The sequence below is a fragment of the Streptomyces sp. NPDC051180 genome, from assembly GCF_040689545.1.
In the GTDB taxonomy this organism is placed as follows: domain Bacteria; phylum Actinomycetota; class Actinomycetes; order Streptomycetales; family Streptomycetaceae; genus Streptomyces.
On the sequence record NZ_JBFBBC010000007.1, the window covers coordinates 62417 to 76245 of the forward strand.

A 13829-nucleotide genomic window follows, 5' to 3' on the forward strand; every position below is an offset into this window, starting at 1 on the left:
GTCCGGTATCCCGCCCGGGGCCGCGTCCGGCGTCCCGGTGGCGGGCGCGCTCGTCACGGGCGCGCTCGTCCGGCTCCTCGTACCGCTGCCGTACGCGCCCGTCCGGGCCCTGTCCCTCCGGCCCGGGGCGGTCGGGTCCCCGGCGGTCCGGGCGCCGTCCGTCGAGGTCGTGCTCGCCCCACCGTGTCCGGTCGTCCGGCCGGCCGTTCCGGTCCTGCCCGGGCCCGGTCATCGGCTCGCTCCTTCCGTGACGGCGTCCCACATCCGCCGCGCCGCGCGTCGGCCCAGGGGCCGGTCGCGGTCCCTGACCAGCTCGTTGAGCAGCGCCCGCAGGCGGTCGCGGTCGCGGCGGTCCACCGCGAGGAGCGGCAGGAGGCCGCAGACGTGGCCGAGCGACTCCGGGTCCTTGGCGGCGCGCCGGAGCAGTCCGCCGAACGCCTCCAGCGCCACCTCGCCCGAGCGCGCCGTGGCCAGGGTGTGCCGCAGCAGGCGGGCCAGTTCGGGCGCGAGGTCGGGCCGGGTGGCGAGCAGGGCGACGAAGAGCGGCCGGGCCGCGTGCGGCTCCAGCTCGGGCACGTCGCGCAGTCCCCACAGGTGCGTGGTCCGGGTGCCGAGGGCGCGGATGACGGTGAGGAGGACCAGGTTGGCGAGGCTCGGGCGGCCGTCGTCGAGCCAGGCGCGCAGCCGTCGCAGCACGGGATCGGGCTCGCCGGAGGCGAGCAGCCGGGCGGCGCTGAAGGCGGCGTGCACGAGGACGTCGGTGTCGCCCGCCTCGCGGGCCCTGACGACCCGGGCGAGGGCGTCGAGCGAGCCGGGCACGTCCCCGGCGGCCAGCACGTAGCCGTGGGCGAGCAGGGCGGTCTCGACGAGCGTGTCCTCGTCCGACGAGGCCCACTCCTTGAGGACGTCGGCGACGGCCGGCCGGACCCGGGGGTCGCGGGCGGACTCGGCGAGCGCGGTGGCGGCGGCCATCCGGGCGACGGGTTCGTCCGTCGCGGCGAGGGGTGCGATCAGTTCGCGGAAGCCGTGGATCCAGTCCCAGGAGCAGAGCACACCGGCGGCGATGGAGGCCCGGACCCACACCTCGGAGCGCGGGTCGTCGCAGAGGGCGCGCAGCCAGCGCGCCACCGGGCCGCGGACGTTGTGGTAGCCGTGCCAGACCTCGCCGAGGACGGCTCCGGCGAGTCCTCCGCCCTGGAACCGGACGGCGCGCACCGGCACCTTGGCGGGGCCGAGGTCCAGTTCGCCGTCCTCGAGGACGGCGCGGGCGAGCACCGGCCGGTGTTCGGCGTGCGTGCCGAACAGCCTCCGCCCGGGGGCGTGTTCGGGGTCGAGGGTGACGGCGAGCTCCCAGGCGAGCAGCTCGGCGGCCTCGGCGGCGAGGCTGTAGGCGGAGCCGTCGAAGACGGCGACGGCGATGCGGAAGGCTCCGGCGTTGAGGACGGGGAGGGCCTCGGGGAGCGTCCCGGGCCGGTCCGCTCCGGCGAACCACGCGCGGGCCTGGGCCGTGACGAAGGTGGCGCAGTCCGCGAGGAGTTGCTCGTCGGTGAGTTCGCCGCGCCAGTGCCGGCCGAGGTGGTCGGCGAGCCGGGCGGCCTCGCGCGGGCGCAGCGCCTCCAGGCCGAGGGCCTCGACCACGTCGGGGCGCCGGGCCAGCTCCCGGGCGGAGGCGAGTGCCTCGCCGCTCAGCCGGAGCCGGAGATGGCGGTGGAGGACCTCGTCGGCGGGCGGCGGGGCGCAGTAGACCCCGTAGCGGCCGCGCAGGAGCCGGTCGGCGAGCTCGCCGTTCTCGACGAGGACGATGCCGTACGCCTCACGGCCGCGCAGCAGGTCGCCGAAGCGGTCGAGGTGCAGCTCGGAGAGGCGGGTGGCGGGGCGCGGGGCGGTCGGGGGGCGGTCGCCGGAGCCCGTGCGGGTGTGGCGGGGCTCGCTCTCGGTCCTGACGTCCTCGGTGAGCAGTTCCAGGAGGTGGCCGCCGCCCTCCTGGACGTACTCCTCGGTGATCTCGTCGACGCCGTGGCGGGGGTCGAGGCGGAAGACCCTGCCGCGGGTGAGTTCGTCGAGGAGGGCGAGCGCGGTGGCGCGCCGGCCGCTGCTCGGCTCGCCGCACAGGACCAGGACCCGGTGGTCGCGGAGCCGGTCCTTCATCAGCCGGTAGCCGACGGGCTCGCAGTACACGCGGTCGAGGTGGGCGAGCGTCTCGGGCGGGACGGGCCCCTGCACGACGTGGGGCGAGCGGTCGGGGCCGTACAGGGCGAGGACCTGGGGGCCCTCGTAGACGACCCCGTCGCCGTGGATGACCGTGTGCCGGTCGGCCGCGGCCCCGTTCAGGGTGCGGACGGCGCGGCGTGCCGTGGCGGCGCCGCCGGTGCCGCTCTCGGCGCCGAGGAGGCCCCGGTCGGCGGCGGCGAAGACGCTGGGTTCGCGCTGCTGGTCCCCGGAGCCGTCCCCCCGGTCGGCGCGGTCGGCCTCCCGCTCGCCGCGGCCTGCGCCCCGGTCGCCCCCGCGGCCGGCGCCCCGGTCGCCGCCCCTCCCGCCGTTCCGGTCGTTCCCGCCGTTGCGTTCGCCGCCCCGGTCCGCCCGGCCGTGCCCGCCGGCCCGGTCGTCGGCGCGACCGGCGTCCTGGGGTTCGCTCCCCGAGGCGCCGTCGTCCTGGTCGCTCACTCCGGCTCACCCGCCCGCGCGGTCCTGCGGATGCCGGTGAAGTCGCCGTGGACGGTGTTGCCGTGGACGTCGAGCAGGTCGCCGCCGACGTGGTACGTGCGGTTCCCGCCCCCGGTCCGGGGCGTTGGGCCGTCCCCCCGCGACGGCCCAACGCCGGTCTGTGGTCCGCCGGCGAACGGCGGTTCGGTCCTGCGCGGCACGTGGAACCAGGCCGTCTCGTCGGTCTCCTTGGACCGGACCCGGGACGTGCGGTAGTGGTCCGGCTCCACGTAGCGGCCGCCGAGCGCGACGACGTTCTCGTACAGCCAGTCGGAGACCACGACGAGCAGGTCGACGTCGGTCGCCTCCGCCATGAGGTCCTTGGCCGGGGGGCTGTCGCAGAGCCGGGCGGCGAGGTCCACCGCCCGGCCGACGAGGCCGTGCCGGTCCTGGACGACGAGCCCGGCGTTCATGCCGATCCGCAGCCGCAGCCGGCGGTCCCGGCCCGCGTTGTGCGCGCGCAGGCTCTCGTAGAGGGTGTCGATCCACCGTCCGACCATGAGCGTCGGCGGTACGTCGGGGCGCAGGGCGGCGAGGATGCCGTCGCCCCGGTCCTCCTGGTGGAAGGTGCCGGGCTCGACCCCGACGGAGCTGTACGCCTCGTCGAAGGCGTCGTACATCGCGGCGCGGTGCAGCTCCTTCTCCGCCATGTCCATGGCTCCGGACCCGCAGATGTCGCCGAAGACGACGAGGCGGTGGATGCCGCCCTCCACCCCGCTCGCTCCCGCACTGCTCACTCGGACTCCCTGTGTGATGCGTCGTGCCGTTCGATGCCGTGGCGCTGTGGCGCCGTGGTCCCGTGGGTTCCCCGGCGGCTCCTCGTCGGCGGCCACCGGCCGCCGCCGCGGCCTCGTTCCGGGGGCGCGTCTCCAGAGTGGTCGCCTTCCGCGACCGGCGATGTAGCCGTTTACACATCCGGCGGAGATTCGTCCGCCCGTTCCGCGCCGGGGCGTGCGCGCCCCTCGGCCAGCAGCACCAGGACACGCATGTCGATGACGACGACGGTGCGGTGGGCGGTGCGGACGACGTCCTGCTCCCGCAGCAGGCGCAGCGCCTTGGCGACCGCCTCCCGGGTGGCTCCGATGGCGGCGGCCAGGTCGTGCTGGGGAAGCGGGAGTTCGAGGACGGTGCCGGTGTCGGCGCGGCGCCCCGCGCGCTCGGCCAGTTCGACGAGCCGGGCCGCGAGGCGCTGGAGGACGGTCTCGGAGGCCAGCGACCGGCGTTCGACGTCGGCGCTGCGGAGCCGGGTGGCGAGCTGCCGCATGATCAGCGAGGTGGCGTGCGGCCGGGCGGCGAGGAAGCGCCGGAACCGGTCGCCGGAGACGGCGACGGCCTCGACGGCGCCGAGGGCGGTGACGGTGGCGCTGCGCGGGCGCAGGTCGACGGCGGCGAGGTCGCCGACGACCTCGCCGGCGCCCCTCAGGGCGAGGATGAGGCGCGATCCGCGCTCCGTGCCGACGGAGACGACGGACCACCCCGAGAGCAGGGCGAGGACGTAGGCGCTGGTGTCGCGTTCGCGGATCATCACCTCCCCGGGCTCGTAGACGCGGCGGGCTCCCTCGGCGAGCAGTGCCCGCCGGTCGGCCGCCTGGAGGGCGTGGAGGAAGGAGCGGTCCTGGCCGAAGAGACTCATGGCCCGCCCACCCCCCGTACCGTTCGCCGGTCGTCCGCGGAAGACTGCCCTCGGAGGGTCGACCGGCTCTTTTCGTGCGCTTGTTCCCACCTCATGTGGCCATCTCTGTCACAGAGTTGACGTTGTGTCACGTCATGGGGTGAAGAACGCTAGAGGGTGCGGAAGAAACGCGTCAACGAGCACGAGGGGCGCAGGGGAGCGCCGCCGCCGGCGACCCTGCGCCCCCGGGGACGGCCGAGGGGCGGCTCCGCGAAGTCTTGGTGAAGGCTTCGCGGAGCCGCCCCTCCGGGACGTTCCTGGCGGTGTCCCCGCGCGACGGTTCCGCGCGGCCGGGTCAGAGCCTGGGGTCGACCGGCTCCGATTCGAGGGCGAGGACCGCGAAGACGGCCTCGTGGACCCGCCAGAGCGGTTCCCCGCCCGCGAGCCGGTCGAGCGCCTCCAGGCCGAGGGCGTACTCGCGCAGCGCCAGCGACCGCTTGTGGCCGAGGAAGCGCTGCCGCAGCCGCTCCAGGTTCTCCGGCCGGGTGTACTCGGGGCCGTAGATGATCCGCAGGTACTCCCGGCCGCGTACCTTCACGCCCGGCTGGGCGAGCCGGCCCTTGGGGTCGCGGACGAGCGCCGCCAGCGGCTTGACGACCATGCCCTCGCCGCCGGCCCCGGTCAGCTCCAGCCACCAGTCGGTGCCGGCCTTGACCGACGCCTCGTCGCCGGTGTCGACGACGAGCCGACGGGTCACCTGGAGCAGCCCGGTCGGATCGTGCTCCACCAGCCGGTCGATCAGGGCCAGCTGCTCGTCGTGCGGGACGGCGGCGAGCGGGCGACCACGGGCCGCCAGGAGCTGGAAGGGCGCGAACCGCACCCCGTCCAGTCCCTCGGTCGGCCAGCAGTACCTGCGGTACGCCTCGGTGAACGCCGCCGCGTCCCCCACCCGGTCCCGCTGCCCGGCGAGCAGCCCGTCGATCCCCTCGACCCCGCGGGCCACCGCCCGTTCGAGGGCGCCGACCACCTCGGGGAGGACGGCGCCGGAAGCGGCGCCGACGGCCGCGTACTGCGCGCGCAGCAGCCCGGCCGACTTGAGGGACCACGGCATCAGCTCGCCGTCGAGCAGCAGCCAGTCGGTGTCGAGCTCCTCCCACAGGCCGGCGGCGCCGATCGCGGTCCGCAGCCGGCCGAGGACCTCCTCGGTCACGGCGCCGTCGTCGAAGAACGGCCGTCCGGTACGGGTGTGCAGCGCGCCGGTCACCCCGGTGACGCCGAAGCGCTCGCGCGCCGCCTCCTCGTCGCGGCAGACCAGGGCCACGGCCCGGGAGCCCATGTGCTTCTCCTCGCACACGACCCGCTCGACGCCGTCCGCCCGGTACTGGGCGAACGCCTCGGCCGGGTGCTCCAGGTAGCCCTCGACCCGCGAGGTGGCGGTCGGCGCCATCGTCGGCGGCAGGTAGGCGAGCAGCCGGGGGTCGACGGCGAAGCGGCTCATGACCTCCAGGGCCGCCGCCGCGTTCTCCTCCCGCACCGCGACGTTGCCGAGGTGCCGGGTCTCGACGATCCGGCGGCCGTGCACGTCGGCCAGGTCCAGGGGGCGTCCCTGGTGGCCGCCGGGCGCGTCGGTGGTGAGCGGCTTGACCGGCTCGTACCAGACGCGCTCGGCCGGGACGTCGACGAGCTCGCGCTCCGGCCAGCGCAGCGCCGTCATCTTCCCGCCGAACACGGCTCCGGTGTCCAGGCAGATGGTGTTGTTCACCCACGAGGTGGTGGGCACCGGGGTGTGGCCGTACACGACGGTGGCCCGGCCCCGGTACTCCTCCGCCCACGGGTACCGCACCGGCAGCCCGAACTCGTCGGTCTCGCCGGTGGTATCCCCGTACAGCGCGTGCGAGCGGACCCGGCCCGAGGTGCGGCCGTGGTACTTCTCCGGCAGCCCAGCGTGGCAGACGACGAGGGCACCGCCGTCGAGGACGTAGTGGCTGACGAGCCCCTCGATGAACCGCGCGACCTCGGCGCGGAACGCGTCGCTCTCGCCCGACAGCTGCTCGATGGTCTCGGCGAGTCCGTGGGTCTCCTGGACCTTGCGCCCCTTCAGCCAGCGGCCGAGCTTGTTCTCGTGGTTGCCGGGCACGCACAGCGCGTCGCCCGAGGCGACCATGCCCATCACCCGGCGCAGGACGCCCGGCGAGTCCGGGCCGCGGTCGACGAGGTCGCCGACGAAGACCGCCGTACGGCCCTCGGGGTGGTGTCCGTCGACGTACCCCAGCTTGCCGAGCAGGGTCTCCAGCTCGGAGCGGCAGCCGTGGATGTCGCCGATGACGTCGAAGGGGCCGGTGAGGTGGCGCAGGTCGTTGAAGCGGCGCTCCAGGACGACGGACGCCTCCTCCACCTCCTCGACCGAGCGCAGGACGTGGACCTTGCGGAAGCCCTCGCGCTCCAGGCCGCGCAGCGAGCGGCGCAGCTCGCGGCGGTGGCGCTGGATGACGTGCGCGGGCATGTCGGCCCGGTCGGGACGGCCGGCGTTCCGGTCGCGGCACACGTCCTCGGGCAGGTCGAGCACGATCGCGATCGGCAGCACGTCGTAGGTCCTGGCCAGCTCCACGAGCCGGCGCCTGGCCTCCTGCTGCACGTTGGTGGCGTCGACGACGGTCAGCCGTCCCGCCTCCAGGCGCTTGCCCACGATGTAGTGGAGGACGTCGAAGGCGTCCCTGCTCGCGGACTGGTCGTTCTCGTCGTCGGCGACGAGTCCCCGGCAGAAGTCGGACGAGACGACCTCGGTCGGCTTGAAGTGACGCCGGGCGAAGGTGGACTTGCCGGAGCCGGTCGCGCCGACGAGCACGACCAGGGACAGGTCGGTGACGGGCAGGGTGCGGGTCATGCCGCGGCCTCCTTCGAGGTCTCGTCGGTGCGGGTGAAGACGGCCATCTGGGTGGGCGGGCCGACCTCGGGGTCGTCGGGGCCGACCGGGGTGAACCCGACGTCGTACCCGTACCGCCCCGCGACCTCGGCCGCCCAGCGGCGGAACTCCTCGCGGGTCCATTCGAACCGGTGGTCGCCGTGCCGGACGTGCCCGGCCGGGAGCGACTCCCAGCGCACGTTGTACTCGACGTTCGGCGTGGTCACCAGGACCGTCCGGGGCCGCGCCGAGCCGAACACCGCGTACTCCAGGGCCGGCAGCCTCGGCAGGTCCAGGTGCTCGATGACCTCGCTGAGCACGGCCGCGTCATAGCCGGTCAGCCGCTTGTCGGTGTACGCGAGGGAGCCCTGGAGCAGCTTCACGCGCGCGGCCTGCCGCTCCCCCATCCGGTCGAGCCGCAGCCGTCGCGCGGCGACGGTCAGGGCGCGGACGGACACGTCGACGCCGACGATCTCGGTGAAGCGGACGTCCTTGAGGAGGGCCTGCACCAGCTGGCCCTGCCCGCAGCCCAGATCGAGGACGCGGGCAGCTCCGGCGGCGCCGAGCGCGGCGAGGATCGCCTCGCGTCGCCGCTCGGCGAGCGGCACCGGCCGTTCCTCGGTGTCGGTGGTCTCGTCGACGGCGTTGTCGACGTCCTCGACGTCGACCCCCTCGGCCTCGGCGAGCCGCACCAGTTCGAGCCGCTCCGTCGCCTCGCGGGCCAGGCCCCAGCGGCGGGAGAGGTAGCGAGCGGTGATCAGCTTCCGTTCGGGGTGGGACGCCAGCCAGCCGTCACCGGCCCGCAGCAGCTTGTCGACCTCGTCGGGCGCGACCCAGTAGTGCTTGGCGTCGTCGAGCACCGGCAGCAGCACGTACAGGTGGTTGAGGGCGTCCGCGAGCCGCAGCTCGCCCTCCAGGACCAGCCGCACGTACCGGGAGTCGCCCCACTCGGGGAACTCCGTGTCCAGCGGAACCGGCTCGGCCTCCACCGTCTCCCAGCCGAGCGGCTCGAACAGCGCCCGGACCAGGGCGGCACCGCCCCGTGCGGGCAGCGCGGGCACCTCGACGCGCAGCGGCAGCGGCGCGGCGGCCCGCTCGGGCATCGCCTGGCAGACGCCGTGCAGCGCCGTCTTGAAGACCTTGGCGAGCGCCACCGCGAGCAGCGAGGACGCCGCGTAGGGGCGGTCGTTCACGTACTGCGCGAGCGCCGAGTCCGGGGCGCCGCCCCGGCCCTTGCCCTTGCCGCGGCGCACCAGCGCCACGGGGTCCACCTCCAGGAGGAGTGCTGCCGTGCACCGCTCGGCGCTCGCCTCGGGGTAGAGGACGTGCGCGGTGCCGTGCGAGGTCGAGAACGCCTGTGCCCGCTCGGGGTGCTTGTGCAGCAGGAAGCCGAGGTCGGTCGCGGGTCGCTCCGGGTTGCCGGTCGTACTGATCGTCAGGAACACACTTCCGAGTATGGGTCGCCCGTCCCCCCGCCCACCAGGCATTTTCCCGACCCTGCCGCCGGGGGCCCTGGCGCGCACGGCCCGGGCGCCCACGGCCCGGGTGCCCACGGCCCGGGTGTGCGATGCCGGGTCGCCACGGGGCCCACGCCGCGGCGCCCCTGCGTCGCAGCGCCCGGGTCGACCCGAGCAAGCCGAGCAACCCAAGCGACAGGAGCAACCGGATCGACCGGGGCGACCGGCCTCACGCGCCCCGGAGCCCACCGCCGGCGCCGGGGATTCCGGCCAGGGCCGACGCGAGGGCCGTGATCGTGCCGGGTCCCACCCGGCAGCAGCCGCCGACGAGCCGGGCGCCGGACGCGGCCCAGGCGACGGCCGCGGCCGGGTCGAAGGCGAGGTCGCCGCGCCAGCCGCGGGCGCGGGCGTCCCACCGCTCCCCGCTGTTGGGGTAGACCACGACCGGTCTCCCGGTCACGGCCGCGGCGAGCTCGACGGCCTCCCCCGCCTCGGCCGGGTCGCAGCAGTTCACGCCGACTGCCACGACCTCCCCGGCCCCGGCGGCGACCGCGAACGCCTCCGCCAGGTCCTGACCGGCCCGGGTCCGCCCGCCCTCGACGGTGTACGAGAGCCACACCGGCACCCCGCACCCCTCCACGGCCCGCAGCAGCGCCTCCGCCTCCGTCACGTCCGGGACCGTCTCCAGCGCCAGCACGTCGGGCGCCGCCGCCACGAGGGCTTCGATCCGCGGCCGGTGGAACGCCTCCAGCTCCCGCACGGTCAGTCCGTACCGTCCCCGGTACTCGCTGCCGTCCGCGAGCACCGCGCCGTACGGCCCGACGGACGCGGCGACCCAGACCTCGTCGGCCACGCGGTCCGCCGCCGCCCGCGCCAGCTCCACGCTCCGGGCCATCAGCCCCGCCGCCGCGTCCCGGTCCACACCCCGGCGGGCGAAGCCCTCGAAGCTCGCCTGGTAGCTGGAGGTGATGAGCACCCGGGCGCCGGCCCGCACGTACGCCGCGTGCGCCGCCTCGATCTGCTCGGGCCCGTCGGCGAGGAGCCGCGCGGACCAGAGCGCGTCCGAGAGGTCGCACCCCTGCGCCTCCAGCTGGTTGGACAGGCCGCCGTCGAGGACGACCACCCCGGCCCGGAGGGCCTCGGCGAGCGTTCGGACCGGCTTCATCGGCTGCTCACCCCGCTCATCCCAGCTGTGACCGGACCCGCGCGGAGATCAGCTCCAGGTGGTCCAGATCGTCCAGGTCGAGGACCTGGAGGTACACCCGGGAGGAGCCGACCTCCGCGTACCGCCCGAGCTTGTCGACGACCTCGGCGGGCGAGCCCGCGAGGCCGTTGGCCCGGAGCTCGTCCACGTCGCGCCCGATCGCCGCGGCCCGGCGCGCCACCTCGGCGTCGTCCTTGCCGACACAGACCACCAGCGCGTTCGAGTAGACCAGGTCGTCGGCCGCGCGGCCGGCCGCCTCGGCGGCGGCCCGGACCCGGCCGAACTGCAGCTCGGTCTCCTCCAGCGAGGCGAAGGGGATGTTGAACTCGTCGGCGTACCGCGCGGCGAGCCGCGGCGTCCGGCTCGCGCCGTGCCCGCCGATCAGCACCGGGATCTTCTCCTGGGCGGGCTTGGGCAGCGCGGGAGAGTCGGTGAGCCGGTAGAACTCGCCCTCGTGGCTGAAGGTCTTGCCGACCTCGGTCGCCCACAGTCCGGTGACGATCGCCAGCTGCTCCTCCAGCCGGCCGAACTTCTCGGGAGGGAACGGGATGCCGTACGCCCGGTGCTCCTCCTCGAACCAGCCGGCGCCCAGGCCCAGTTCGATCCTGCCGCCGGACATCCGGTCGACCTGGGCCACCTGGATGGCCAGGACCCCGGGAAGGCGGAAGGTGCCCGCCGTCATCAACGTCCCGAGCCGGATGCGCTTCGTCTCGCGCGCCAGGCCCGCCAGGGTGATCCAGGCGTCCGTGGGGCCGGGCAGACCGTCGCCGGAGCCCATGCTCAGATAGTGGTCGGAGCGGAAGAACGCGTCGAATCCGAGCTCCTCGGTGGCCCGGGCCACCGCGAGGAGGGTGTCGTAGTCGGCTCCCTGCTGGGGTTCCGTGAAGATGCGAAGATCCATGCCTCCATCCTGCACCGTCGGGTGCGTGTCAACCTCTCCGTCAGCCCGCCGTCCGCCCCGGCACGGTCGGGTGAATATCCGACCCCCTGGCGGGGCGCGTCCGCCCTGGCCAGTGACCGGGGCCCGGCACCTGTCGTTGGCTCGGGCGGAGCCGGACCGCCCGGCCCTCGTGCCGGCGGCCGCTGCCGGTGCGTCGCTCTCTCTCGTGGCCCCGTCCTCGGCGGTGGGGTCCCGGTCGAGGAGGCAGCCATGTCCCAGGAAGCCGCGCCCGAGCGGGCCGTCCCCGAACAGTCGGCAGCGCAGTCCGTGCCCGAGCAGAAGACCTCGGGCGCCCCCAAGGGCCTGCTCCAGCAGATGGAGGAGCTCATGGCGGCGCTCTCCGCCGACCTCTCCCAGCTCGACGCGGACCTGCAGTCCTCGGCCGACCGCAACGAGCCCGAGCAGCACGACCGCGAGCCCCACCAGGCCGCCCCGCTCGACCGGACCGGCCCGCACGACCACCCCGCACCCCACCGCGGCGAGGACGACGAGCACGGTGGGAACGGCCGGTTCCAGCACGGCGGGCCCGGCACCGCCCTTTAGGAATCCGTCGCTTCCGGGAAGGGCCGGACCATCCGTCCTCCGCGTGTCCCCGGCCGTCCGTCGGGAGCCGTTCACGTCGGGCCCCGACCGGGGCCCGCGCGACCGCGGGCCGGGTCGGGCGGGCGGGCCCGCTCTCCGTCCCGCACCGCGAGGCGCCGGAGCATCCCGCGGACCCGGTCACTCGACTCGTCGGCGGCGTCGATGGCCTCGATGCACTGCCAGTAGAGCCCCTCCTCGTCGGTGGCGCAGGCCACCCCGACGAGCGCGATCCCCACCTCCCCCAGTAACGCCCCCAGCGCGGTCAACGTCCCGTGCGGGTCCCCCACTTCGGTCAGCTGGGCCGCACGGGGGCCACCGGCGCCCCACATCGGGTACTCCCCGATCTCGCCCAGTCCCCGCGCGTCGCCCCGTAGCTCCATGGGCCCGCAGAGGGCGAGACGCCTCCCTATCGCCTGGGCGAGCGCCTGCGCCTGCCATGCCTCCGCCACGATGTCCTGCGCCGTCCCGCTCTCCGCCAGCGCCCGCCGGCCGAGCGTGATGAGTCGCTCCGCGTCCATCAACGCCGCCCCCGTTCGTACGACTTACTACCCACTCCATCCACTACCCAGCGTGAAGCCGCCTGAGCCTCTCCACCAGGGGAATTCGGAAATCTGTGGACAGGAAGCTCGATGGGGGAAAGCCGATCACTCCGAAGAGTGACGATCAGCGTCCGTATCCCCGCCCGCACCCCCTTCCCGGCCCTCTCCGGCCCTCCGCCGCGCCGGAAACCGGACCTCGTTGCGGTCGATCTTGGCCGCCAGGGCCTCCAGGGGATCGACGCCGAGCACCGCGCAGAACTGGAGGAGATAGGCGAGCACGTCCGCCACCTCGTCGCGGACGCGGTGCGCCGACTCGGGGTCGTCCATCACCCGCTCCGCCTGCTCGGGCGTCAACCACTGGAAGATCTCCAGGAGTTCGGCGGCCTCGACGCTGAGCGCCGCCACCAGGTTCTTGGGGGTGTGGTAGGGCTGCCAGTCGCGCGCGGCCGCGAACTCGACCAGCCTGCGCTGGAGTCCCGCCACGTCATGGTCGTCCGTCATCCGGTCAGGTCTACCACGGTCACCCCGGGCGTCCGCCGGGCCTCCCCCGCCGCCCGTTCCCCGACCGTGCCGACGACCCGGATGTGTCCGTCGGCGGCGATGCCGACCGCGAGCCCGAGGAGTTCGCCCAGCTGCCGGCGGTCGAGGCCGCGGTCGAGGCCGTCCGCGAGCAGCGTCAGGCTCTGCATGGCGTCGGGCACCTCCGCGAGCCGGTCCATCGCCAGCACGCCGGGGCCGGTGAGCAGGGTGAGCGCGAGCGCCAGATAGCGCAGCTCGCCGTCGCCGAGGCGGCCCAGCGGGGTCGGGGGCCGGCCGCCGCGTTCGAGGAACGCCCGTACCGTCCCCTCCGGAAGTTCCTGGACGCCCAGTCCCGTGACGGGTCCCGAGCAGCCCGCTCCCGCGACGGCCGCGAGGCGGTGGTGCCGGCGCGGGCAGTCGGTGTGGGTGCGGTGGAGGACCTCGGCGAGGTTGCCGCAGCCGCGCCGGAGCCGGCCCTCGCCGGGCGGGACGGGCGCCCGCATCCCCTCGGGCCTGGGGTCGCAGGCGAAGGCGGACCTCAGCCCGATCACCACCTGCTCCGCGGCGGCCAGCACCTCCAGCTGCCCCGCGGTCTTCCCCGCGACGCGCAGCGGCAGCAGGGCCGTGCCGAGCAGGTCGTCGGGGAGCGGTGCGCGGGTCACGGGGGTCGCGCCGGCCGTGTGCCACGCGGCCTGGACGGTGCTGCGGCCCGGGTCGCGCAGCGCGGTGGCCAGCAGGGTGCGGCCGCGTCCGGTGAGCCGTTCGCCGACGATCCTCAGCCGGGGCTCGGCCTGGACGGCGAGGTCCAGGTGGACCGGCCCCTCCGGTCCGTCCACCGTGCACCCGATCCGGAAGCCGCGCCGCCCCTGGGCGTCGGGCCTGGCCCGCTCGGGGACCAGGTCGGCCGCGTCGGGGAAGACCTCGTCCAGCGGGTCACCCGCGCCGAGCCTCGCCAGCGCCTCGTACGCCCGCAGCGTGGTCGACTTCCCGCTGCCGCTGGGGCCGGCGAAGAGCGTGACCGGCCCCAGCGGGTGCACGCTCCCGCGGTGTCCCGCGAACGCGGACAGGCGCAGCTCGGTGACGGTGGGGCGGGCGACGCTCCGCCCGGGCCCCGCCCCGCCGTCGGACGGACCCCGCGCCTCGGGGACGGAGGCACGCGATCGCGGGACGGAGCCGACGGGGTGTCCGGAGCCGGGGCGCGGTCCCGTCGCGGACGGGGGCGGTCCCGGGGGGACGGACTGCGGGGAGGGGGCGTCCGGGCGGACCGTGGGGTCGGTGCCGGAGCGGGAGACGCCGGGGGGAGACGCGTCTGACGTGCGGGCGAGCGTGGAGCCGCCGGTGAGGTCCATGCCCGGACCGTACGCAGCCGAT

General features: G+C 75.3%; 11 protein-coding genes. 1 reads left to right on the plus strand and 10 read right to left on the minus strand.

Annotation, left to right across the window (positions count from 1 at the left end; genetic code table 11):
* Window positions 1-228: 228 nt before the first annotated feature.
* The 7 genes from AB0424_RS15025 to AB0424_RS15055 form a co-directional block, all read right to left on the minus strand.
* Window positions 229-2664: a hypothetical protein gene (locus tag AB0424_RS15025; protein ID WP_366305409.1), complete on the minus strand. Its 2436-nt coding sequence runs from the start codon at window positions 2662-2664 to the stop codon at window positions 229-231.
* Window positions 2661-3440 carry a hypothetical protein gene (locus tag AB0424_RS15030; RefSeq protein WP_366305411.1) on the minus strand — a complete coding sequence of 260 codons (780 nt, stop codon included), beginning with the start codon at window positions 3438-3440 and terminating at the stop codon, window positions 2661-2663. Before AB0424_RS15030 ends, AB0424_RS15025 begins: the two co-directional genes overlap by 4 nt.
* 170 nt (window positions 3441-3610) lie before the next feature.
* Window positions 3611-4336, minus strand: a complete 726-nt coding sequence (locus AB0424_RS15035) for a Crp/Fnr family transcriptional regulator (protein WP_366305413.1) — start codon at window positions 4334-4336, stop codon at window positions 3611-3613.
* A gap of 334 nt (window positions 4337-4670) precedes the next feature.
* Window positions 4671-7199, minus strand: coding sequence for a polynucleotide kinase-phosphatase (locus AB0424_RS15040; protein ID WP_366305415.1), 2529 nt, complete (start codon window positions 7197-7199; stop codon window positions 4671-4673).
* Window positions 7196-8704 carry a 3' terminal RNA ribose 2'-O-methyltransferase Hen1 gene (locus AB0424_RS15045; protein WP_366305416.1) on the minus strand — a complete coding sequence of 503 codons (1509 nt, stop codon included), beginning with the start codon at window positions 8702-8704 and terminating at the stop codon, window positions 7196-7198. Before AB0424_RS15045 ends, AB0424_RS15040 begins: the two co-directional genes overlap by 4 nt.
* A gap of 199 nt (window positions 8705-8903) precedes the next feature.
* On the minus strand, window positions 8904-9839 hold the full coding sequence (mmuM, locus tag AB0424_RS15050) for a homocysteine S-methyltransferase (RefSeq protein ID WP_366305418.1): 936 nt from the start codon (window positions 9837-9839) through the stop codon (window positions 8904-8906).
* A 16-nt stretch (window positions 9840-9855) separates the two neighbouring features.
* Window positions 9856-10779: an LLM class F420-dependent oxidoreductase gene (locus AB0424_RS15055; RefSeq protein ID WP_366305420.1), complete on the minus strand. Its 924-nt coding sequence runs from the start codon at window positions 10777-10779 to the stop codon at window positions 9856-9858.
* A gap of 249 nt (window positions 10780-11028) precedes the next feature.
* On the opposite strand from AB0424_RS15055, the gene AB0424_RS15060 reads away from it, so the two are divergent.
* Window positions 11029-11361 carry a hypothetical protein gene (locus AB0424_RS15060; RefSeq protein WP_366305783.1) on the plus strand — a complete coding sequence of 111 codons (333 nt, stop codon included), beginning with the start codon at window positions 11029-11031 and terminating at the stop codon, window positions 11359-11361.
* Between the two features lie 71 nt (window positions 11362-11432).
* On the opposite strand, the gene AB0424_RS15065 is transcribed toward AB0424_RS15060, so the two are convergent.
* From AB0424_RS15065 to AB0424_RS15075, 3 genes are all read right to left on the minus strand, one after another.
* The gene (locus tag AB0424_RS15065; protein ID WP_366305422.1) at window positions 11433-11918 is read right to left on the minus strand and encodes a DUF6099 family protein; all 486 of its coding nucleotides are present in this window, start codon (window positions 11916-11918) and stop codon (window positions 11433-11435) included.
* Between the two features lie 126 nt (window positions 11919-12044).
* On the minus strand, window positions 12045-12440 hold the full coding sequence (locus AB0424_RS15070) for a nucleotide pyrophosphohydrolase (RefSeq protein ID WP_366305423.1): 396 nt from the start codon (window positions 12438-12440) through the stop codon (window positions 12045-12047).
* Complete coding sequence (locus AB0424_RS15075; RefSeq protein WP_366305425.1) at window positions 12437-13807, minus strand: ATP-binding protein; 1371 nt, start codon at window positions 13805-13807, stop codon at window positions 12437-12439. Before AB0424_RS15075 ends, AB0424_RS15070 begins: the two co-directional genes overlap by 4 nt.
* Window positions 13808-13829 lie beyond the last annotated feature (22 nt).

Coding starts and splice junctions, on each gene's coding strand:
- AB0424_RS15065 (WP_366305422.1), bottom strand. CDS start 11,918: ATGGACGCGGAGCGACTCATCACGCTCGGCCGGCGGGCGCTGGCGGAG.
- AB0424_RS15055 (WP_366305420.1), bottom strand. CDS start 10,779: ATGGATCTTCGCATCTTCACGGAACCCCAGCAGGGAGCCGACTACGAC.
- AB0424_RS15075 (WP_366305425.1), bottom strand. CDS start 13,807: ATGGACCTCACCGGCGGCTCCACGCTCGCCCGCACGTCAGACGCGTCT.
- AB0424_RS15035 (WP_366305413.1), bottom strand. CDS start 4,336: ATGAGTCTCTTCGGCCAGGACCGCTCCTTCCTCCACGCCCTCCAGGCG.
- AB0424_RS15040 (WP_366305415.1), bottom strand. CDS start 7,199: ATGACCCGCACCCTGCCCGTCACCGACCTGTCCCTGGTCGTGCTCGTC.
- AB0424_RS15045 (WP_366305416.1), bottom strand. CDS start 8,704: ATGCCTGGTGGGCGGGGGGACGGGCGACCCATACTCGGAAGTGTGTTC.
- AB0424_RS15070 (WP_366305423.1), bottom strand. CDS start 12,440: ATGACGGACGACCATGACGTGGCGGGACTCCAGCGCAGGCTGGTCGAG.
- mmuM (WP_366305418.1), bottom strand. CDS start 9,839: ATGAAGCCGGTCCGAACGCTCGCCGAGGCCCTCCGGGCCGGGGTGGTC.
- AB0424_RS15060 (WP_366305783.1), top strand. CDS start 11,029: ATGTCCCAGGAAGCCGCGCCCGAGCGGGCCGTCCCCGAACAGTCGGCA.